Raw genomic sequence first — 19622 nt, forward strand, 5'->3', positions numbered from 1 at the left:
CGGACGACGGACGACGGACGACGAACGCCGTAAAGACGGCCGAGCGAAAACAAGGGTGGGAAAAGAGCTGTGCAGCAGCGCTTCCTGGGGCAGACCGCGGCGATAGCCGCGCTGGGCATGACGATGGCGCTGAGCGGCTGCGGCAGCCCCAGCGGTTCAGGTGACGTCACCCTGAAAGTCGTCGCGGCGGATTACGGCAGCAGTGCCGCCAACAGCTCGGAGAAGTACTGGAACAGCCTGGCCAAGGAGTTCGAGGCCGAGAACCCGGGCATCAAGGTCGACGTCGACGTCCGTTCCTGGAAGACCGTAGACGCCGACGTGGCGAAGATGGTCAAGGACGGTGAGGCGCCCGACATCGCGCAGATCGGCGCGTACGCCGACTACGTGAAGAAGGAGGAGCTGTACAGCGCGGACGAGCTGCTCTCCATCCCCACCCAGGCGAACTTCCTCTCCCGCTTCGCCGACGCCGGAAAGGTCGAACAGACCCAGTACGGAATGCCGTTCGTCGCCAGCACGCGGCTGCTGTTCTACAACAAGGGCCTCTTCGCGGCGGCCGGTCTCGACGCGCCGAAGAACTGGGACGACATCCAGTCGGACGCCGAGGCGCTGAAGGAGCAGGACGTACCGACCCCGTTCGCCCTTCCGCTCGGCGCCGAGGAGGCGCAGGCCGAGACCATGATGTGGATGCTCAGCGGTGGCGGCGGCTACCAGGACGCGACCGACGGCTCGTACGCGGTCGACTCGGACGCGAACATCAAGACCTTCGAATGGCTCCAGAAGGAGCTGGTCGGCAAGGGCCTCACCGGCCCCGTGGCGCCCGGCGAACTGGACCGCGCCGACGCCTTCAAGGCGTTCACCGGCGGCAACGTCGGCATGCTCAACGGGCACCCGACGATGATGCAGGAGGCCGAGAAGGCCGGCGTCGACGTCGGGATGGTGCCGCTGCCCGGCATCAACGGCAAGTCCAAGGCGACGATGGGTGTCGCCGACTGGATCATGGCCTTCAAGCAGCCCGGCCACCGCGAACAGGCGGGCAAATTCCTCGACTTCACCTTCGAGGACAAGAACGTGATGGATTTCGTCGGGCAGTACGACCTCCTGCCGGTCACCTACAGCGCGTCCGAGACGATGGTGGCGGACGACGAGCACAAGGATCTGCGGCAGTTCCTGGAGGCGCTGCCCACCGCCGAGCTGTACCCGTTCGGCAAGACGTCGTGGGCGGGTGTCAGCGACGACATCAAGAAGAACATCGGCAAGGCGGTGCGGCCCGGCGCGGTGCCGTCGGAGATCCTGGCGAGGATCGGCCGGGACGCCACGACGGCGGAGAACGCCGAGTAGCGTGTCAGCCCTATGACCGCCGCACCCTCACCCGAGCCCGTACCTGAGCCCGAGCCCGAGAGCACGTCGCGACCCGAGCCCGAGCCCGAGCGCACGTCGCACGAGGGGCCCGGTCCCGCCGGACGGTCCGAGCTGACCGAGCGGGACCGCGCCGTCCTCGCCGTGGAGAAGCGCTCCTGGCCGGGCCCCGGCGCCAAGGAGCGCGTGATCCGCGAGCGGCTGGGCATCTCGCCCACCCGCTACTACCAGGTCCTTGGCGCCCTCATCGACGACCCGCTCGCCCTGGCCCACGACCCGGTGACGGTCAACCGCCTGCGCCGGATCAGGGACTCCCGCCGCGCCCGCCGCTGACGGGCTAGGGTCGGACCATGGGCAGCCACTCGCACCCCCTGCCGACCCCCGTCACCCCCGCCGGCGCCGAAGGGCTGGCCGCGCTTCTCGCCCGGCCCGGCAAGGCCGTCGTCGCGCTCGACTTCGACGGCACGCTCGCCGACATAGTCCCGGACCCCGAACAGGCCCGCGCCCACCCCGGCGCGGTCCCCGCGCTCGTCGCCCTCGCCCCGCACGTCGCGTCCTTCGCGGTGATCACCGGCCGCCCGGCCGGTGTCGCGGTACGGTACGGCGGCTTCGCCGGCGTCCCCGGCCTGGAGCACCTCGTCGTCCTCGGCCACTACGGCGCCGAACGCTGGGACGCGGTCAGCGGCACCGTACGCGCCCCGGCACCGCACCCCGGAGTCGCCGCCGTCCGCGCCGAACTCCCCGCCCTCCTCGACCGCTTCGACTCCTGGAGCGGCACGTGGATCGAGGAGAAGGGCCAGGCGGTCGCGGTCCACACCCGCCGCGCCACGGACCCCCAGGGCGCCTTCGACGCCCTGCGCGGCCCCCTCGCCGACCTGGCGGCCCGCCACGGCCTGGTGCTCGAACCGGGCCGCCTCGTCCTGGAACTGCGCCCGCCGGGCGTGGACAAGGGCGTGGCCCTGGAGGAGTACGTCCGCGAGGTCGGCGCCGAGACGGTCGTCTACGGCGGCGACGACCTGGGCGACCTCCCGGCCTTCGCGGCGGTCAACGCCCTGCGCGCGAAGGGCCACCCGGGTCTGCTGCTGTGCAGCGGTACGGGAGAGGTCCCCGAACTCGCCGAGAAGGCCGACCTGGTGCTACCGGGCCCGGGAGCACTGACCGATTTCCTCGCGTCGGTGGCGGCGCGTCTTTAGAACCGTGACCGGAGAGGTTCACCGGGTCCGTCCGGTGGGCCGGTTCGTCCTCAGTCGCCGGACGGGCTGGATTGGTTGCGGCCGTTGGTCGGGTGGTCCTCAATCGCCGGACGGGCTGGATTGGTTGCGGCCGTTGGTTGGGTGGTCCTCAGTCGCCGGACGGGCTGGATTGGTTGCGGCCGTTGGTCGGGTGGTCCTCAATCGCCGGACGGGCTGCGATTCGCGGGGGCCGTCGCGCGGAAACGCGGGCGACACCGGGCGGGCGGCTCGCGCATCATGGTCGTTCGGTGTGAGCGGGGGCGGGGGCGAGGGCGCGATGAGCGACGGTCTGACGGACGAGCGGATACAGGCGACGCTGGAGTTGCTGGACGAGGCACGGGACCTGTCGATCGAGGATCCCCGGCGCGAGCGACTGGAGCGGGCCGCGAGCGGACTCTTCCGGGACGGGCGGCGCAAACGCCGCTCGGTCACCCGGGGATCGCGCGCGGTGGCGGACGCCGAGATCCAGGCCGGCACGGTCATGGGCGCGCCGGACCGCACGATGGATGCCGCGCTGCCGGACGCGCAAGGCGACGCGGACGTGGGCGAGTTGGGCCGCGAGTTGGGCCGCCCGCAGCGCTGCTACGTCTGCAAGGACCACTACCGGCGCGTCCACCACTTCTACCACCGGCTCTGTCCCGACTGCGCCCACGACAACCTCACCCGTCGCGGCGCCCGTACCGACCTGCGCGGCCACCGCGCGCTGCTGACCGGCGGGCGCGTCAAGATCGGCCACCAGCTCGCGCTGATGCTGCTGCGCGACGGCGCCGACCTCACCGTGACCACCCGCTTTCCCCGTGACGCGGTACGGCGCTTCGCGGCGGCCCCCGACGCCGCCGACTGGTGGGACCGGCTGCGCGTCGCCGCGCTCGACCTGCGCGACCCCCGTCAGGTGCTGGCCTTCACCGACCATCTGCTCGCCGAGGCACGGCCGTTGGACATCCTGATCAACAACGCGGCCCAGACGCTGCGCCGTTCGCCGCGCGCCTACTCCGCCCTGGCCGCCGCCGAGGCCGCCGAGGCCGCGCCGGCGCGCACGGCGCTGCCCGCGCTCTGGACGGCCCCCGACTTCGCCGTTCCCGGCGCGGGGAGCACCGAGGTCGAGGCGCGCCCCTGGGCCGCCGGGCTCGTACCACGCCCGACGCCCGCGACCGCCCCCGCGACCGCCTCCGCCCCCGCCGTGCTGCCGGCCGTCGACGAAGCCGGGCTGCTCACCGAGACCGCCGCCGAGAACTCCTGGACCGCCCGGCTCGGCGACATCGACCCGGCCGAGATGCTGGAGGTCCAACTGGTCAACGCGGTGGCCCCGTTCCTGCTCGCCGACCGGCTGCTGCCCCTGCTGGAGTCCTCACCCCGGCCCCGGCGGTATCTGCTCAACGTGTCAGCCGTGGAGGGCCGGTTCACCGTCCGTAAGAAGACGAGCGGCCACCCGCACACCAACATGGCCAAGGCCGCCCTCAACATGCTCACCCGCACCAGCGCCGCCGATCTCGCGAAGCGGGGCATCCACGCGTGCAGCGTCGACACCGGCTGGGTCACCGACGAGAAACCGCTGCCCGCCAGGGAGCGGCACGCCGCCACCGGATGGCGCCCGCCGCTGGACATCGTGGACGGCGCGGCGCGGATCTACCACCCCATCGTGCAGGGGCAGGCGGGCAGCCCCGTCCACGGCGTACTGCTCAAGGACTACCGGCCCGTCGCCTGGTGAGCCCCAGGGGCCGTCGTCACAGCGCGCGCAGCGCCTCCAACTGGTCCAGGAACCACCGCTGCGGCGGCAGTGCCGTCGCGGCGGCGGCCAGGCGCTTCGTGCGCGCCGCCCGCTCGTCACCGTCCATCGTCAGCGCCTCGTGCAGGGCGGCGGCCGTGGCCGTCAGGTCGTACGGATTCACCACCAGCGCGTCCTCGCCCAGCTCCTCGTACGCGCCGGCCTCACGCGACAGCACCAGCGCGCAGCCGTCCTCCGAGACGACCGGGATCTCCTTCGCGACCAGATTCATGCCGTCGCGGATGGGGTTGACCAGAGCCACGTCCGCGAGGCGGTACGAGGCGAGTGAGCGCGCGAAGTCGTCCTTGACGTGCAGCACCACAGGCGTCCAACCGGGCGTGCCGTACGTGGAATTGATCTCGTCGGCCACCTCCTGCACCCGCGCCGTGTAGTCGCGGTAGACCGCCAGGTCCTGCCGGGAGGGATAGGCGAACGCCACATGCGTGACCCGCTCGCGCCACTCCGGACGGTCCGTCAGCAACTGCCGGTAGGCCAGCATCCCGCGCACGATGTTCTTCGACAGCTCCGTACGGTCCACCCGCACGATCGTCTTGCGGGGCGCCCCCTCGTACGAGCCGATCTGCTCGCGCAGCTCGGCCAGCCGCTCGTCCACGTCGGGCCGGTTCGCGCGCTCGCGCAGGAAGTCCGCGTCGGCGCCCAGGGCGTGCACACCGATCCGGGTCTTGCCGGTGCCGCCCAGCAGTTGCGTACAGCAGTCGGTGAAGGCGTCGGCCCAGCGGTGGGTGTGGAAGGCGGCCCGGTCGGCGCCGAGGACGCCGCGCAGGAGCTGGCGCCCGATGTCGTCGGGCAGGAGCCGGTAGTAGTCGGCCGACGCCCATGGGGTGTGCCAGAAGAGACCGATCCGCAGATCGGGGCGCAGCGCCCGGAGCATGCCGGGAACCAGCGCCAGGTGGTAGTCCTGGATCAGGACGGCCGCGCCGTCGCCCGCCTCGTCGGCCAGGGCCTCGGCGAAGGCGCGGTTGTATGTCTCGTACGACGCCCACTGCGCCCGGAACTCCGTACCGAAGGCCGGCTCCAGCGGGGTCTGGTAGAGCAGGTGGTGGATGAACCACAGCGTGGAGTTCGCCACGCCGTTGTACGCGTCCGCGTAGACCTCAGGCTCGATGCCGAGCATCCGCACCCGCTGTCCGCCCGTGTCGCCGGGGTCCAGCCGGCCGCCGGTGCGCCGGACCGCCTCGCGGTCGCCGTCACCGAGCGCCGCGCACACCCATACTGCGTTCGTGTCGGGCCCGATGGCCGAGAGCCCCGACACGAGCCCCCCGCCGCCGCGCCCGGCGGTCAGCTCGCCGTCTTCGCCGATCACGTACGAGACGGGGCCGCGATTGGACGCGACAAGGACTTGGGCGGCTTGCTCGGAGACCATGTGCCGAAACCTAGCCCGTCGCGGAAACGCTCAAACGTACGGATTCAGGTCGGCGAGGATCAGCCACGCCCCCCCGGCACGACCCACGCCCCCCGGCACGACCCATGCCCCCCGGCATCAGCCACGCCCCCGGCCCCGGCTCGCCGCCAGCGCCACCACCCCGGCGCCGACGAGGGCGAGGGCGATGCCGCCCAGGAGCCAGATCTGTTCCGTGGTCAGGGTCACCGCGTTCATCGCCATACCAGGCAATATAGGCAAATCGTACGAATGGGCCGGAAGTGCCACGCGGGCCGTCCGCGCCGCACTTCCGGTCCGACAGCTACGCCGCCCGCCTACGCCGCCCGCCCCGCCTCGTACTCCGCGATCTCCCGCATCGGCGGCCGCTCCTCGGTGTCCACCGCGTGCGTACGCGGCTCGAAGCCGCCCTCGCCCCGCTCGAACTGCGTCAGCACCGGCCGCACCAGATGCCCCCGCGACAGCCGCAACTGCGCCGTGCGGTAGATCGCCGCCGCCATCCGCCCCAGCGCCTGCCCGTCCTGGTGCCGGTGCCTGCGCACCCCCACGTCGACCTGGCCCAGCGCGTCCAGCCCCACCGTGTGCAGCGCGTCCACCAGCAGCCCCAGCTCCACCCCGTAGCCGACCGGGAACGGCAGTTGCTCCAGCAGCGAGCGCCGTACCGCGTACTCGCCGCCCAGCGGCTGCACGAACCCCGCCAGCAGCGGCCAGTGCAGATTCAGCAGCGGACGCGCCACCAGCTCCGTCACCCGGCCGCCCTGGCCCGGCTCGTCGCCGAGCGGGCGGTCGTACATCGCCTTCACGAACATCACGTCGGGCTCGGTCAGCAGCGGCCCCACGATCCCCGAGACGAAATCCGCCGAGAAGTCCTTCAGGTCCGCGTCCACGAAACAGACGATGTCGCCGCTCGTCACGAGCAGCGAGCGCCACAGCACCTCGCCTTTGCCCGGCACCGCCGGCAGCCTCGGCAGGATGTCGTCCCGGTGAACCACCCGCGCCCCGGCCGCCGCCGCGACGTCCCCCGTACGGTCGGTCGAACCCGAGTCGATCACCACCAGTTCGTCCACGAGCGGCGCCGGGCCCGACATGAGTTCGCGGCGGATCACCGACACGATCCGGCCGACCGTCGCGGCCTCGTTCAGGGCCGGGAGCACCACGCTGACCTGCGTACCCTGCTTCGCGGCGGCCAGCGCGGCGAGCGGCCGGTCCGCCGCGGACCAGGACCGCCGGGCCAGCCAGCGCTCCACCTCTTCCAGCACGTGATCTCCATCTCGCGGATCGGACGAGGCATTCAACCGTCCAGGGGTTCGGTTACAGTCTTGAACAACGCGGATGACCGTCGCATGTCGGGGGTCCTCACGCTGACAATCGAATACCGCTCATCCAGAGGGGCAGAGGGAACGGCCCGTTGAAGCCCCGGCAACCCTCCCGCCGACCGCGAGGTCACGGTGGGGAAGGTGCCAATTCCGTCTTGCGGCGAGACGCGTCGCGAGGAAGATGAGGAAAGGGCCTCGCCTTCATGGCTGTGCAGACTGTTCACGACAACGCTTCCGACGCCGCCGACACGGGTCGCGTGGATCTCGGACCCGCCGCCGCCCTCTCGTGCCGCGAATGCGGGGAACGCTTCGAACTCGGCCCGATCTTCGCCTGTCAGAGCTGTTTCGGCCCGCTCGAAGTGGCCTACGACCTGCCGACCGACAGCCCCGACGAGCTGAAGAAGCGCATCGCCGCCGGTCCCGACAACATCTGGCGCTACGCCCCGCTGCTGCCCGTCCCCGCCGACGTGGCCTCGAAGCCGAACATCAACCCCGGCTTCACCAAGCTCGTCAAGGCCGACAACCTCGCCCGTGAGCTGGGCGTCACCGGCGGCCTGTACGTGAAGGACGACTCCGGCAACCCGACGCACTCCTTCAAGGACCGTGTCGTCGCCATCGCCGTCGAGGCGGCCCGCGCCTTCGGCTTCACCACGCTCTCCTGCTCCTCCACCGGCAATCTCGCGGGCGCCGTGGGCGCCGCAGCGGCCCGCGCCGGCTTCCGCTCCTGCGTGTTCATCCCGCACGACCTGGAGCAGGGCAAGGTCGTCATGGCCGCGATCTACGGCGGTGAACTCGTCGGCATCGAGGGCAACTACGACGACGTCAACCGCTTCTGCTCGGAGCTGATCGGCGACCCGCTGGGCGAGGGCTGGGGCTTCGTCAACGTCAACCTGCGCCCGTACTACGGCGAGGGCTCGAAGACCCTCGCGTACGAGATCTGCGAACAGCTCGGCTGGACGCTGCCCGACCAGCTCGTCATCCCGGTCGCGTCCGGCTCGCAGCTCACGAAGATCGACAAGGGGCTCAAGGAGCTGATCGCCCTCGGCCTGGTCGAGGACAAGCCGTACAAGATCTTCGGCGCGCAGGCCGAGGGCTGTTCGCCGGTGTCCGCCGCCTTCAAGGCCGGCCACGACGTCGTACGGCCGCAGAAGCCGAACACCATCGCCAAGTCGCTGGCGATCGGCAACCCGGCCGACGGCCCGTACGTGCTGGACATCGCCCGTCGCACGGGCGGCGCCGTCGAGGACGTGAACGACGAGCAGGTCGTCGACGCGATCAAGCTGCTCGCGCGGACCGAGGGGATCTTCGCCGAGACGGCGGGCGGGGTGACCGTGGGGGTGACGCGCAAGCTCATCGAGTCGGGTCTGCTCGACCCGGCGCTCACGACGGTCGTGCTGAACACCGGTGACGGGCTCAAGACGCTGGACGCCGTGGCCGCGACGTCGCAGGCGACCGCGACGATCCCGCCGAGCCTCGACGCGTTCCGCGCCGCGGGCCTCGCGCGTTGAGCCTCCTGACACCGTCCAGCGGCACCACCCGCCACTTCCCGGAAGGCAGAATCCGATGAGCGTGAACGTCCGTATCCCCACCATCCTCCGTACGTACACAGGCGGGAAGGCCGAGGTTCCGGCCGAGGGTACGACCCTCTCCCAGGTCATCGAGTCCCTGGAGGCGAACCACCCGGGCATCGCCGCCCGCGTCCTGGACGACCAGGGCAAGCTCCGGCGCTTCGTCAACGTGTACGTCAACGACGACGACGTCCGCTTCGAGCAGGGCCTTGAGACCGCCACCCCGGACGGCGCCGGCATCTCGATCATCCCGGCGGTCGCCGGCGGCTGAACAGCACGCACGGTGAACGGTGTTGCCCCCTCCGCAAGAGAAACGGAGGGGGCAATTCCATGAGGTTGAAGGCGGTAGAGTTGGGGTAGCCCCGCCGCCGCCTGTGCCACGAGCATATGAGTTCGCGACAAGATGCGGTCGAAGTGCGGACGCTGTTTGCGCGGTTCCTTGCGCTTTGCCCGGCCCGACTTGCCCTGGTGGCCCGGCAATTCACCCCTTTGCGTGTTCGGCCATGCCCAGAATTCTCGTCCGATTGACCTGTTGCAGAGGGCAGTTGGGCAGATACATTCAGCCGCGGTCGACGCGTTCCGGCGCGAAGTGCGGTCCCGCGCAGGGGCCAGTAATAGGGGAGTTAGGCATGGCTCAGGGCACCGTCAAGTGGTTCAACGCGGAGAAGGGCTACGGCTTCATCGCGGTCGACGGTGGTGCGGATGTTTTCGTCCACTACAGCGCGATCCAGATGGACGGCTACCGCACCCTTGAAGAAGGTCAGCGAGTTGAGTTCGAGATCTCGCAGGGCCAGAAGGGTCCGCAGGCGGACATGGTCAAGCTCGCCGTCTGATTCCGGCGCGATCGGCCAACGACGCACTCACACACGTGGGGCTCGTATCCCGGTAGGGGATACGGGCCCCACGTGCGTGCGCGCGAGGCGTGCGCGGGTCTGTGGATGACCGGGAGGGCCCGGGAGGCGCTTGCACTCTCGGGGGTCGAGTGCTAATCATTGGCGTTAGCACTCTGTAGGTGAGAGTGACAACTTATGGACCGGGTCAGCGAGGCCCGAGAGCCTGTGGGGCAAGGAACCGCAAGGCTTTCAGGCCGTCCGTCGCGGGCGCGGGCACGGTCCGGAGAATCCACCCCCTGTCCGGGAGGACCACTTCACATGGCCAAGATCATCGCGTTCGACGAGGAGGCACGGCGCGGTCTCGAGCGCGGGATGAACCAGCTCGCCGACGCCGTCAAGGTCACCCTTGGCCCCAAGGGCCGAAACGTCGTCCTCGAGAAGAAGTGGGGCGCCCCCACGATCACCAACGATGGTGTTTCCATCGCCAAGGAGATCGAGCTCGAGGACCCGTACGAGAAGATCGGCGCCGAGCTGGTCAAGGAAGTCGCCAAGAAGACGGACGACGTCGCCGGTGACGGTACGACCACCGCGACCGTCCTGGCCCAGGCCCTGGTCCGCGAGGGCCTGCGCAACGTGGCCGCCGGCGCCAACCCGATGGCCCTCAAGCGCGGTATCGAGAAGGCCATCGAGGCCGTCTCCGGTGCGCTGCTCGAGCAGGCCAAGGACGTGGAGACCAAGGAGCAGATCGCTTCGACGGCCTCCATCTCCGCCGCCGACACCCAGATCGGCGAGCTCATCGCCGAGGCGATGGACAAGGTCGGCAAGGAAGGCGTCATCACCGTCGAGGAGTCGCAGACCTTCGGGCTCGAGCTTGAGCTCACCGAGGGCATGCGCTTCGACAAGGGCTACATCTCGGCGTACTTCGCCACCGACATGGAGCGTATGGAGGCGTCGCTCGACGACCCGTACATCCTGATCGTCAACTCCAAGATCGGCAGCGTCAAGGACGTTCTGCCGCTCCTGGAGAAGGTCATCCAGTCGGGCAAGCCGCTGCTGATCATCGCCGAGGACGTCGAGGGCGAGGCGCTTTCCACCCTCGTCGTCAACAAGATCAAGGGCACCTTCAAGTCCGTCGCCGTCAAGGCCCCGGGCTTCGGTGACCGCCGCAAGGCGATGCTGAACGACATCGCCATCCTCACGGGCGGCACGGTCATCTCCGAGGAGGTCGGCCTCAAGCTGGAGAACGCCGGTCTCGACCTGCTGGGCCGTGCCCGCAAGGTCGTCATCACCAAGGACGAGACCACCATCGTCGACGGTGCCGGTGACAGCGAGCAGGTCGCCGGTCGCGTGAACCAGATCCGTGCCGAGATCGAGAACTCGGACTCGGACTACGACCGCGAGAAGCTTCAGGAGCGCCTGGCGAAGCTGGCCGGCGGCGTGGCCGTCATCAAGGCCGGCGCCGCGACCGAGGTCGAGCTGAAGGAGCGCAAGCACCGCATCGAGGACGCGGTGCGCAACGCCAAGGCCGCCGTCGAGGAGGGCATCGTCGCCGGTGGTGGCGTGGCTCTGCTCCAGGCTTCCTCGGTGTTCGAGAAGCTGGAGCTCGAAGGCGACGAGGCGACGGGCGCCGCTGCCGTCAAGCTCGCGCTGGAGGCCCCGCTCAAGCAGATCGCGGTCAACGCGGGTCTTGAGGGTGGCGTCATCGTCGAGAAGGTCCGCAACCTGAAGATCGGTCACGGCCTGAACGCCGCGACGGGTGAGTACGTGGACATGATCGCCGAGGGCATCATCGACCCCGCGAAGGTCACGCGTTCCGCGCTTCAGAACGCGGCGTCCATCGCGGCGCTGTTCCTCACCACCGAGGCCGTCATCGCCGACAAGCCGGAGAAGGCCGGCGCCGCCGGCGCTCCGGGCGGCATGCCGGGCGGTGACATGGACTTCTGATCAACCTCCGGGTTGATCGCCAGTCCCGCACGGATTGACGAACGACGCACGACGCACGACGTACGACGCACGACGTACGACGAACCGAGGGCGGTACTCCCGAGAGGGGGTGCCGCCCTCGGGCGTTGGGGGTGGTCGATCGGTGTCATGCCGCAGGGTGGGCGATGAACCGGACCTCTTCGTGCTCGGCGTCCAGGGCGATGTTCAAGGAAGCGTCGAGCGCCCGCGCCAGGCGTCGCAGCAGAGGCAGCGTCGGTACGGCGTCCGCGCCCTCGATGCGGGAGATCTTCGCCTGGGTGAGCCCGGCGCGTTCGCCCACCTGAGCCTGGGAAAGTCCGAGTTCCTTGCGCCGGTCGTACACGGCCTTCGCGAAGGCCATCGCGATCCTGATCTCTCCCCGCTCGGCTGTGGCTTCCGGCGACTCCGTGTACCCCTCGACGAGCTCCCGCTCACGGGCGAGCTTCCATCGTGTGTGGTTCATGACGGATCTCCCTTCTGGCCGCGACTGTACGTCTCGTGGGCCGGACCGTGTTCGTCCTCGCACACCGCACGTGCCGCTACCGCGCGGGCCACCTGAGCCGTTTCCCGTATCCGGGTCTTGCGGAAGACCGTAAGGAGCACGATGCGATGTCCTGGCGCGAACCAGTACGTGATCCTTGCGTCGATGCCGCCGAGCGTCGGGCGAAGTTCGTACACGCCGTCCCGTAGCCGACGGGCGAAGGGCATGGGCGTACCGGTGCCCAGGTCGGCCAGGAGCTCCGCGTACTCCTCCACCTTGCGGTGGTGCTTGTCCGGGAGCAGCTCCAGCCAGGCACGTACTTCCGGCTCCATCTCGATCGTGTGCGGGGCGTCCATGATCTCGAACCTATTATGCTGTAGGCGACATAGTACGGTCATGTCGAGGGCTTTCACCACTTCGAATTGCCTCGCCTGGTGTCGTTGACAGGGCGAAGCCCTTCGAGCGCCACCGTCTCCGTCGTCCCCGCGTCAGCTCCTCGAAATCCTCTGCGTGCACGCATCCGTCCCCTCCGGTGGACGGGTCGCCGCCGCGCGCGCCTCCGCGGCTCGGGCGTGGACGGTCCCCGGGGGCAGCGGCGCGCGTGGCTGTGGGCGTACGGGGGTCGGCTCGCCGCGGCAGGGGGCGCATTCGCCGTTCGGGAGGGCTTCCGGGCGGCCGGGCGCGCCGCACTTCGCGCATTCGATGACGCGCAGCGCCGGTTTCGGGAGGCGGACGGGCTCCGGCGGGAGCTTGTTGATGAGGCGGGCCCGGGTGAAGGCCACCGGGCAGTGGACCTCCGGCGGCAGGCCCGACGCCAGGGCACGCACCATGTCCTGTTCCGTCGCCTCCCGCACGAACCACTCCGCCGCCAGCGGCTCCAGCGCCACGCAGTCGATCGCGGAGAGCGCCAGTGCGGGCGCGGTGTGACGCAGGGCCGCCAGCAGGATGTACGCGCGTGAGCGCGTCGGGCGCGGGGTGGGCGCCGCCGACAACGACGGCAGGTCACCGGCGGCGAAGGCCGCCCACCACTCGTTGTCACGGGGCGTACGGGAGAACCACGTACGCGTCACCCACCGCGCGCTTCCGGAGCCCCGCACATGCTCCCGGCCGGTCCGCAGATGGCCCGTGCGGCGCAGGCACTGGAGCGCGGTGCGCAGCGCGCACTGGCCGTACGGGAGGATCGTCGCCAGCGTCTTGACGGAGATGTCCGCGCCGTCCGGCAGCCGGTCGAGGTAGAGCGCGATCCCGGCCTCACGGTCCGGCAGATGCGCGAAGTCGCCGGGGGCGGCGGGCTGTTGGCCGGGGGTCGAACGCTTGCCGTAGCCGGGGTTCGCCGACGGGTGAGTGGGGGGCGGTGTCATGTGCGCGGTGGGCGCGGCAGCACTAAGCTGGGGTCCAGCCATCGGATCGCCTTTTCATTGGGTGGTCGATCTGGTCGGTCAGGCCCTCGTTGGTGTTGGTAGCACCGCGGGGGCCGTTTTATGTTCGCTATTCGGAACGCTAGACCGTCGACACGCCGCGTGGCAAGCCGATCACGAAATGTCATCCGCCCTGGTATGCGGCCTCGTTGAGGCGTCGGCGGGGTAGGTAGGAAGGACCTCCTCCCACTTCCTTATTAAGAAACGGCTCGGAGCGCGGGGCTTGAGCCTCGGGGGCGGGTCGCGCCGGCTTACGGGAGCGCCGGGTGCTACGGCCTTGCGGGCGGTCGGTACGAGGCGATCGGGCGGGAGTCGGTGGAGAGCGCGACGTAGGCCAGGCCGTCGTACTCCGCCGACAGTTGGACCGGGGTCACGTTGCGGCGGTAGAACCAGCGCGTCACCAGCGCGCCGAAGGTCCGCGTCTCGTGCGTGGCGTCGACCCACTCCCGTACGGCGCGCGGCGCGGCGTCCGTGGCATCCGTGGCGTCCGGGCCGGCGGGGCGCAGGTCCAGCAGGTGGTCCCTGGGTGTGGCGGCGGCGAGTCGGGCCTCCACCGTGGTCCCGGCCGGGGCGCCGATGGGGTTGCCCTCGGCCGCGCGGCCCGTCAGGCCGCCGACGCCGCTCCAGGGGCCCGGCCAGATGCGGTGCGCCCGGAAGGAGCCCTGGCCGAAGAGGAGCCCCAGGGCGTAGTACGCGTCGCCGTACCGCTCGCGCAGGTGCTCGCCGAGCGGTGGCGTGGGGATGATGCCGGGGCCGGACGAACGGCCCTTCGCGATATGGCCGTTGTGGCCCCAGAGCACCACCTTGGCCGCCGGGTCGCCGTCCAGGATCGCCTCGACGCCCTCGGCCATGTACCGGTCGCGCGCGGCATACACGGTGCGCTCCGGGTCCGGGTCCTGTCCGCGGCGCGTCACCAGGTCGGCGGCCCGCACCAGGATGCGGGCGTGCCGCACCGCCACGGCCCCGGCCGGGGTGCCGGGCTCGTCGCAGGCGCGCACGAACTCCAGCAGCTTCACCGCCTCGCGCATCAGCTTCTGCTCCGGGTCGGGGCGCGACCCCGGATACGCGGTGGCGAGCACGCCGAGCGAGGAGTGCAGGGCGGGCAGCCTCTCCGGCGCCACGCTGGTCAGGAACGCCTCCAGCACCGCGAGCGAGTCACCGGACCGCTGCGGGTCGACACCGACGAAGCGGACCTTCTCGCCCTGCGGGCGACCCTCGTTGTACCCGCGCATCCACTTGATCATGTCCAGGATTTCTTCGGTCCGCCAGGTCCAGAACCCCAGCCCGGTCAGCACCTGCGCCGGGTCGCCGACACCGTCGCGTACGTACGCGTCGACGGCCGGGCCGGCGGACGCGCTCGCCTCCATGGCCAGGACGGTGAAGCCCAGCTCGGTCACCAGATACTCCAGCAGACGGTGCTTGAGCTGGAAGAACTCCCGTGTGCCGTGGGTGGACTCGCCCAGCCCCACGATCCGTACGCCGTCGAGGACTTGTTTGAGCGGCTGGAGGTCGGCGGTGGGCGCGCCGGCGGTCAGACCGCCGCTCAGGGGTACGGCGTTGTGCGACAGCCACGCCGTCAACTCGCCGGACACGGTCTCCTGATCATTCGCTGGCATGCCGCCGAGGCTACATCCGCGCGGGCCCGCCTCCGGCACCGGGAACAGCGCACCGGGAACTCGGCGGCGGGTGCGGCGCGTTACGTGCGCATAGCGCACCGGAGTTGTCCCTGTCCCCAGGCACCCCCGAAGCCCCGGAGGCTCGACGCCATGTCTTTGACACCCCCCAATCCCTTCCGACCCTCCCGTCGTTCCCTGCTCGGCGGCGCTGCTGCCGTCGCGCTCGCGCTCGGTACGGCCACGGCGGCCACGGCCACCGAGCGCGCCCGCCCCACCTGGCCCACCGAATTCCCGCTGCCCAACGGCTTCCGCCCCGAGGGCATCGCCATCGGCAGCGGCCCGTACGCCTATATGGGCTCCCTCGCGGACGGCTCCATCCGCCGCGCCGACCTGCGCACCGGCGAGAGCCGGACCGTCCTGGCGGGGGTGACGGGCGGCATCGCCAACGGTCTGAAGCTCGACCGCGACGGGCTGCTCTACATCTCGGGCGGCAGGAACGGTTCCATCCGGGTGCTCGACACCCGTACGGACCAGCTCACCGCGACGTACCAGCCGACGACGACCGGATTCGTCAACGACGTGATCCTGTACGGCGGGCGGGCGTGGTTCACCGACTCGTACGGACCCGTGCTCTACACCGTCCCGCGAGGCGACGGCGGGCGCGGCGGCGATCTGCGGGAAGTCCCGCTCGGCGGCGACTGGGAGCAAGGACCCACCGGCGCCGTCAGCGCCAACGGCATCGAGACCACCCCCGACGGCCGCGCGCTGATCGTCGTCAACAGCGCGGCGGGCACGCTGTTCCGCGTGGATCCGAAGACCGGGCACGCCACGCTCATCACGCTGCGGGGCGCGGACAGCGTCGTCAACGGCGACGGTCTGCTGCGTGTGGGCCGGACGCTGTACGTGGTGCAGAACCGCCTCAACGTCGTCACGGTCTTCGACCTCGACTCCCGCGCCACCACCGCGACGCTGCGCCGCTCCATCACCGACCCGCGCTTCGACGTCCCCACGACGGCGGCCCGCCTCGGCGACCGGCTCTACCTCGTCAACGCGCGCTTCACGACACCCCCGACGCCGGAGACGACGTACAACGCCGTTGCGGTACCGCTGCGTTAGGAACCGTTCCGGGACGAGCGGATCACGGCGGTCTGCGGCATCGGACCGGTGCACGGGCTGGTGGCGGCGCGGGACCTCCCGCCGTGCGAGCCTTGAGCCTTCGGCGGCATGACGTCGCAACGTCGCAGGCATCACAAGGAGCGGAGCGGTATGGCAGACGCGCGGCAGGTAGTGGGCTCGGGGTCGCCGTTGGAGCCCCAGATCGGGTTTTCGCGGGCTGTGCGGGTGGGGTCGTACGTCGTCGTCGCCGGTACGGCTCCCATCGGGGACGACGGTTCCACGGTCGGGCCCGGTGATGTCTACGCGCAGACCGTGCGGTGCCTCGACATCGCCGAGCGCGCGCTGCGGGAGGCGGGGGCGGGGATGGAGCATGTCGTGCGGACCCGCCTCATGCTGACCGACGTGACGCGGTGGAAGGAGGCCGCCCGCGCGCACGGTGAGCGGTTCGCCGACATCCGGCCCGCGTGCACCGTCGTGGAGGTGTCGCGCTTCATCGATCCCGAGTGGCTTGTCGAGGTGGAGATCGACGCGATCCACTAGACCGTGGACGCTCACCACTGCGGGTGGCGTACGCACCGAGCTGGTCCAGGCCGCAGGTTGGCCCCGCTAAATAGCTCGACACCGCTCGCCCCGATCGGGGACGCTTCGCGCGATGACCAGAATTGACGACACGCCGCCCGCGTGGGACGAGCGCACCCAGCTCACCACGTTTCTCGACTACGCACGTGACATCGCCCGCGCCAAGTGTGACGGCGTCTCTGCGGAGAACGCCAACAAGGCGCTCCTGCCGGGCTCACCCCTGATGACCATGAGCGGAGTGATCAACCACCTCCGCTGGGTCGAGTACTACTGGTTCCAGGTGGTCTTCCTCGGCGAGGAAGACCAGGGGCCCTGGACCGATGAGGACCCCGACCGCGAGATGCGTATCGCCGTCGACTTCCCGCTCACGCAGTTGCTTGACGAATACGCCGAACACAGCGCCCGCTACCGCGAACTGGTCGCCGGGAGCGGCCTGGACAAGCAGGCCCGGCGAGCCGTCCGCGACGGTCTTCATGTCGATCTGCGCTGGATCCTCCTTCACCTCACCGAGGAGACGGCCCGCCACAACGGCCACCTGGACATCCTGCGCGAAATGCTCGACGGCACGACCGGAGTGGGCTCTCGGCTCAACTGAGGCCGCCGTCAACGGTGATGCTCTGCCCGGTGACCCACCGCGCGTCGTCCGAGGCGAGGAACGCGATCACGTCCGCGACGTCCTCGGGCTCGCCGAGCCGGCCGAGTGGTGTCCGTGCCACCAGTTGCTCCACGGGCGCGGCCGACGCGGCGAAGGTGCGCGTACGGGTGGGGCCGGGCAGCACGCTGTTCGCGGTGATTCCGCGTGCGCCGACCTCGCGGGCGAACGTACGGACCAACTGCTCACCGGCCGCCTTGGACGCCGCGTACAAGGCTTGGCCGGCCGGGCTCACGCGGGTGGCCGCCGAGGAGACGTAGACGACGCGTCCGTGCTCGCGCACGCTACGGGCGGCCTCGCGGAAGGCGGCGAAGGTGGCGCGGGCGTTGATGGCGAAGGCGCGTTCGTAGTCCTCGTCGGTGGCCTCGGCGACGTTCCCTCCGACGTAGCCGCCCGCGTTGTGCACGAACACGTCGGTGCCGCCGTAGCGACGGTGCGCGGCGTCGAACAGCGCGCGTAGTTGGGCGGGTTCGGTGGCATCGGCCTGAACGGCGGTGGCCCGCCCGCCCTTGGTCTCTATCGCGCGGACGACTTCCGATGCCGATCGCAGGTCGTCGCGGTAGTTGACGATCACGTCGGTGCCCTCGGCGGCCAGCCGCAGCGCGACGGCGCGGCCGATGCCCCGCGAGCTTCCGGTGACGACTGCGACCTTGCCCGATCCCGACCCTGGCTCGTACGGCATGAGGGCGCTCCAGAAAGTTGAGGACACATACAATCGACACTGTCGACTAAATAGTAGAGGTCATCAACTGTCAAGATAGGATCAGGAGCATGGGCCCCACACCGGAAGACCGAGAGCTGACCGACACCCTGGTCGGGCTGAGCCGCCTGCTCGAAGGCGTCAAGGCGACCGAGAGCCGGCGGCTCGGGCTGACACCGCAACAGGCCGAACTGCTCTGCGTGATCGAACCCGGTGAACGTACCCACGGCGAACTCGCGAGCCTCTTGCACTGCGACAAGACGAACATCACGGGCCTGGTCGGCCGCCTCGAACGGCGCGCCCTCGTGCGACGCCAGGCCGCCCCGACAGACCGTCGAGTCACCCACGTCGCCCTCACCGACGAGGGCGCGGCCCTGATGGCACGCTTCCGCGACGCGGTGACCACAGCCGTCGCGGAACCCTTCACCGCCTGGCCCGCCGACAGCCGCGCCACACTCACCCGCCTGGCACGCACGGCCACCGAACTGCTCGCGGACGAGCAGGACAGAGCGGCGGGGGTTACCCGAGCGGCGACCCGGTCTTGAGGCTCGCGACGAACGCGGACCAGGCCGGGGCCGGGAAGATGACGCCGGGGATCTCGGGGGACTTGGAGTCGCGGACGGGGACGATGTCGGCGAGGCCATCGGCTACTTCGAGGCAGTCACCGCCGCTGCCACCGCTGTACGTGGACTTGCGCCAGGTGCCCATCTCAAGGCAGTTGCCGCCATCGCCGCCGCTGTAGCTGGACTTGTGCCACTCAAGGCTGTAGCGCTTCATGGTCGTAATCCTCCGCCAACTGTTCGATCAGGGCCAGGGACTTACGCGGTGACAACGCGTCGGCCCCCAGCAGATCGTAAGTCAGCTCGTACCGCGCCACCGAGGCCGGATCATCGAGGAGTTGGCCCGAGCCCATGCTCTGGAGGTAGGCGAGGGGTGGGGCGTCGGAGAACGACATCAGCTTCAGGGCGCCTTCGAGCGCCATATGCGCGCCGGCGCTGAACGGGAGTACCTGCACGATGATTCGGTAGCGGCGGGCGAGAGCCGCGACTTGGCGCAGTGCCTCGGCCATCACCGCAGGCCCTCCGACCTGGCGTCGCAGCGTCGCCTCGTCCAGAATTCCCCAAAACAGCGGGGTCGTTGGATCCGACAGCAGCCTCGCCCGCTCCAGTCGCGCTTCGACCAGTTGGTCGATCACCTCCTCCGGCGCCGTCGGCTGATACGCGCGGAACACCGCTCGCGCGTACGCCTCCGTCTGCAACAACCCCGGAATCAGCAGCGGCGCGTACTCCTTGATCGCCGTCGCGATCGCCTCGGCCTCCGCCGCGTCCGCGAAGTGGTCCGGGTACTTCGACTTCGTCGCCGCGTTGCAGTTCCGCTCGAAGAACCCCGCCGTGTCCAGGATCTCGTCCAGCTTCACCGCGTACTCCCGTTGCATCCGGCGCGTACCCCCCTCAAGTTGGCCGATGAACGCCCCACTCACGAACAGCGGTGCACCCAGGGCCTCTTGGGTCATCCCCGCTCTCTCGCGGGCGTGCCGCAGCTCCGCTCCCAGTAGCGCGCGAGGTGAGGACGACGGGTCGAGCTTCTTGGGGCCGGGCATGGCAACTCCCATCGGCGGCACGTAAATCA

22 protein-coding genes and 1 riboswitch are annotated in these 19622 nt (G+C 70.2%); of the genes, 12 read left to right on the plus strand and 10 right to left on the minus strand.

The window, feature by feature from the left end:
* Positions 1-117: 117 nt before the first annotated feature.
* The 4 genes from OG329_RS23255 to OG329_RS23270 all read left to right on the plus strand — a co-directional run bounded on the left by OG329_RS23255 (position 118) and on the right by OG329_RS23270 (position 4296).
* Positions 118-1338 carry an extracellular solute-binding protein gene (locus OG329_RS23255; protein WP_405801972.1) on the plus strand — a complete coding sequence of 407 codons (1221 nt, stop codon included), beginning with the start codon at positions 118-120 and terminating at the stop codon, positions 1336-1338.
* Between the two features lie 132 nt (positions 1339-1470).
* The gene (locus tag OG329_RS23260; protein ID WP_405801973.1) at positions 1471-1689 is read left to right on the plus strand and encodes a DUF3263 domain-containing protein; all 219 of its coding nucleotides are present in this window, start codon (positions 1471-1473) and stop codon (positions 1687-1689) included.
* Positions 1690-1706: 17 nt separating this feature from the next.
* Entirely contained in the window at positions 1707-2549 is an 843-nt protein-coding gene (gene otsB, locus OG329_RS23265; protein WP_405797770.1) for a trehalose-phosphatase, read from the plus strand.
* Between the two features lie 316 nt (positions 2550-2865).
* Positions 2866-4296, plus strand: coding sequence for an SDR family NAD(P)-dependent oxidoreductase (locus OG329_RS23270; RefSeq protein ID WP_405801974.1), 1431 nt, complete (start codon positions 2866-2868; stop codon positions 4294-4296).
* A gap of 16 nt (positions 4297-4312) precedes the next feature.
* Here the strand turns inward: OG329_RS23270 and OG329_RS23275 are convergent, their stop codons facing one another.
* From OG329_RS23275 to OG329_RS23285, 3 genes are all read right to left on the minus strand, one after another.
* Entirely contained in the window at positions 4313-5737 is a 1425-nt protein-coding gene (locus OG329_RS23275) for a trehalose-6-phosphate synthase (protein WP_405797771.1), read from the minus strand.
* A gap of 117 nt (positions 5738-5854) precedes the next feature.
* Positions 5855-5977, minus strand: a complete 123-nt coding sequence (locus OG329_RS23280) for a hypothetical protein (RefSeq protein ID WP_405797772.1) — start codon at positions 5975-5977, stop codon at positions 5855-5857.
* A gap of 92 nt (positions 5978-6069) precedes the next feature.
* The gene (locus OG329_RS23285) at positions 6070-7011 is read right to left on the minus strand and encodes a glucosyl-3-phosphoglycerate synthase (RefSeq protein ID WP_405797773.1); all 942 of its coding nucleotides are present in this window, start codon (positions 7009-7011) and stop codon (positions 6070-6072) included.
* Between the two features lie 117 nt (positions 7012-7128).
* Positions 7129-7256, plus strand: a riboswitch (SAM riboswitch).
* Between the two features lie 15 nt (positions 7257-7271).
* Here OG329_RS23285 and thrC point away from each other — a divergent pair.
* The 4 genes from thrC (at position 7272) to groL (ending at position 11413) form a co-directional block, all read left to right on the plus strand.
* Positions 7272-8576, plus strand: a complete 1305-nt coding sequence (thrC, locus tag OG329_RS23290) for a threonine synthase (RefSeq protein ID WP_405797774.1) — start codon at positions 7272-7274, stop codon at positions 8574-8576.
* Between the two features lie 55 nt (positions 8577-8631).
* Positions 8632-8907, plus strand: coding sequence for a ubiquitin-like small modifier protein 1 (locus tag OG329_RS23295; protein WP_405797775.1), 276 nt, complete (start codon positions 8632-8634; stop codon positions 8905-8907).
* A gap of 358 nt (positions 8908-9265) precedes the next feature.
* Entirely contained in the window at positions 9266-9469 is a 204-nt protein-coding gene (locus OG329_RS23300) for a cold-shock protein (protein ID WP_005315736.1), read from the plus strand.
* Between the two features lie 318 nt (positions 9470-9787).
* Entirely contained in the window at positions 9788-11413 is a 1626-nt protein-coding gene (gene groL, locus OG329_RS23305) for a chaperonin GroEL (RefSeq protein ID WP_405797776.1), read from the plus strand.
* A gap of 145 nt (positions 11414-11558) precedes the next feature.
* On the opposite strand, the gene OG329_RS23310 is transcribed toward groL, so the two are convergent.
* From OG329_RS23310 to OG329_RS23325, 4 genes are all read right to left on the minus strand, one after another.
* A complete protein-coding gene (locus tag OG329_RS23310) occupies positions 11559-11894 on the minus strand; it encodes a helix-turn-helix domain-containing protein (RefSeq protein WP_405797778.1) in 336 nt (111 codons plus the stop codon).
* Positions 11891-12268 (minus strand): type II toxin-antitoxin system RelE/ParE family toxin, encoded by a 378-nt coding sequence (locus OG329_RS23315; RefSeq protein ID WP_405797780.1) that lies wholly within the window; start codon positions 12266-12268, stop codon positions 11891-11893. The genes OG329_RS23310 and OG329_RS23315 overlap by 4 nt, the downstream gene beginning before the upstream one ends.
* A 132-nt stretch (positions 12269-12400) precedes the next feature.
* Positions 12401-13315: a hypothetical protein gene (locus OG329_RS23320; protein WP_405797782.1), complete on the minus strand. Its 915-nt coding sequence runs from the start codon at positions 13313-13315 to the stop codon at positions 12401-12403.
* Between the two features lie 284 nt (positions 13316-13599).
* Positions 13600-14946: an erythromycin esterase family protein gene (locus OG329_RS23325; RefSeq protein ID WP_405797783.1), complete on the minus strand. Its 1347-nt coding sequence runs from the start codon at positions 14944-14946 to the stop codon at positions 13600-13602.
* Between the two features lie 150 nt (positions 14947-15096).
* Between OG329_RS23325 and OG329_RS23330 the strand changes: the two genes are divergently transcribed.
* The 3 genes from OG329_RS23330 (at position 15097) to OG329_RS23340 (ending at position 17236) form a co-directional block, all read left to right on the plus strand.
* On the plus strand, positions 15097-16062 hold the full coding sequence (locus tag OG329_RS23330; RefSeq protein WP_405797784.1) for a superoxide dismutase: 966 nt from the start codon (positions 15097-15099) through the stop codon (positions 16060-16062).
* A 150-nt stretch (positions 16063-16212) separates the two neighbouring features.
* Positions 16213-16602, plus strand: coding sequence for a RidA family protein (locus OG329_RS23335; RefSeq protein WP_405797786.1), 390 nt, complete (start codon positions 16213-16215; stop codon positions 16600-16602).
* Between the two features lie 112 nt (positions 16603-16714).
* Positions 16715-17236, plus strand: coding sequence for a DinB family protein (locus tag OG329_RS23340; protein WP_405797787.1), 522 nt, complete (start codon positions 16715-16717; stop codon positions 17234-17236).
* Here the strand turns inward: OG329_RS23340 and OG329_RS23345 are convergent.
* On the minus strand, positions 17229-17975 hold the full coding sequence (locus tag OG329_RS23345; protein ID WP_405797789.1) for an SDR family oxidoreductase: 747 nt from the start codon (positions 17973-17975) through the stop codon (positions 17229-17231). The genes OG329_RS23340 and OG329_RS23345 overlap by 8 nt on opposite strands.
* An 89-nt stretch (positions 17976-18064) precedes the next feature.
* Here OG329_RS23345 and OG329_RS23350 point away from each other — a divergent pair, with 89 nt between their 5' ends.
* Positions 18065-18538, plus strand: a complete 474-nt coding sequence (locus OG329_RS23350; protein ID WP_405797791.1) for a MarR family winged helix-turn-helix transcriptional regulator — start codon at positions 18065-18067, stop codon at positions 18536-18538.
* Here OG329_RS23350 and OG329_RS23355 read toward each other — a convergent pair.
* Positions 18513-18770 carry a DUF397 domain-containing protein gene (locus tag OG329_RS23355; protein WP_405797792.1) on the minus strand — a complete coding sequence of 86 codons (258 nt, stop codon included), beginning with the start codon at positions 18768-18770 and terminating at the stop codon, positions 18513-18515. The two genes, OG329_RS23350 and OG329_RS23355, sit on opposite strands and share 26 nt — an antisense overlap.
* A complete protein-coding gene (locus tag OG329_RS23360) occupies positions 18751-19593 on the minus strand; it encodes a helix-turn-helix domain-containing protein (RefSeq protein ID WP_405797794.1) in 843 nt (280 codons plus the stop codon). The genes OG329_RS23355 and OG329_RS23360 overlap by 20 nt, the downstream gene beginning before the upstream one ends.
* Between the last annotated feature and the right edge of the window lie 29 nt (positions 19594-19622).

Origin of the sequence: Streptomyces sp. NBC_01506 (assembly GCF_045040295.1) — a bacterium.
In the GTDB taxonomy this organism is placed as follows: domain Bacteria; phylum Actinomycetota; class Actinomycetes; order Streptomycetales; family Streptomycetaceae; genus Streptomyces.

Coding starts and splice junctions, on each gene's coding strand:
- OG329_RS23255 (WP_405801972.1), top strand. CDS start 118: ATGACGATGGCGCTGAGCGGCTGCGGCAGCCCCAGCGGTTCAGGTGAC.
- otsB (WP_405797770.1), top strand. CDS start 1,707: ATGGGCAGCCACTCGCACCCCCTGCCGACCCCCGTCACCCCCGCCGGC.
- OG329_RS23270 (WP_405801974.1), top strand. CDS start 2,866: ATGAGCGACGGTCTGACGGACGAGCGGATACAGGCGACGCTGGAGTTG.
- OG329_RS23275 (WP_405797771.1), bottom strand. CDS start 5,737: ATGGTCTCCGAGCAAGCCGCCCAAGTCCTTGTCGCGTCCAATCGCGGC.
- OG329_RS23280 (WP_405797772.1), bottom strand. CDS start 5,977: ATGGCGATGAACGCGGTGACCCTGACCACGGAACAGATCTGGCTCCTG.
- thrC (WP_405797774.1), top strand. CDS start 7,272: ATGGCTGTGCAGACTGTTCACGACAACGCTTCCGACGCCGCCGACACG.
- OG329_RS23295 (WP_405797775.1), top strand. CDS start 8,632: ATGAGCGTGAACGTCCGTATCCCCACCATCCTCCGTACGTACACAGGC.
- OG329_RS23300 (WP_005315736.1), top strand. CDS start 9,266: ATGGCTCAGGGCACCGTCAAGTGGTTCAACGCGGAGAAGGGCTACGGC.
- groL (WP_405797776.1), top strand. CDS start 9,788: ATGGCCAAGATCATCGCGTTCGACGAGGAGGCACGGCGCGGTCTCGAG.
- OG329_RS23310 (WP_405797778.1), bottom strand. CDS start 11,894: ATGAACCACACACGATGGAAGCTCGCCCGTGAGCGGGAGCTCGTCGAG.
- OG329_RS23315 (WP_405797780.1), bottom strand. CDS start 12,268: ATGGACGCCCCGCACACGATCGAGATGGAGCCGGAAGTACGTGCCTGG.
- OG329_RS23320 (WP_405797782.1), bottom strand. CDS start 13,315: ATGGCTGGACCCCAGCTTAGTGCTGCCGCGCCCACCGCGCACATGACA.
- OG329_RS23325 (WP_405797783.1), bottom strand. CDS start 14,946: ATGCCAGCGAATGATCAGGAGACCGTGTCCGGCGAGTTGACGGCGTGG.
- OG329_RS23330 (WP_405797784.1), top strand. CDS start 15,097: ATGTCTTTGACACCCCCCAATCCCTTCCGACCCTCCCGTCGTTCCCTG.
- OG329_RS23335 (WP_405797786.1), top strand. CDS start 16,213: ATGGCAGACGCGCGGCAGGTAGTGGGCTCGGGGTCGCCGTTGGAGCCC.
- OG329_RS23340 (WP_405797787.1), top strand. CDS start 16,715: ATGACCAGAATTGACGACACGCCGCCCGCGTGGGACGAGCGCACCCAG.
- OG329_RS23345 (WP_405797789.1), bottom strand. CDS start 17,975: ATGCCGTACGAGCCAGGGTCGGGATCGGGCAAGGTCGCAGTCGTCACC.
- OG329_RS23350 (WP_405797791.1), top strand. CDS start 18,065: ATGGGCCCCACACCGGAAGACCGAGAGCTGACCGACACCCTGGTCGGG.
- OG329_RS23355 (WP_405797792.1), bottom strand. CDS start 18,770: ATGAAGCGCTACAGCCTTGAGTGGCACAAGTCCAGCTACAGCGGCGGC.
- OG329_RS23360 (WP_405797794.1), bottom strand. CDS start 19,593: ATGCCCGGCCCCAAGAAGCTCGACCCGTCGTCCTCACCTCGCGCGCTA.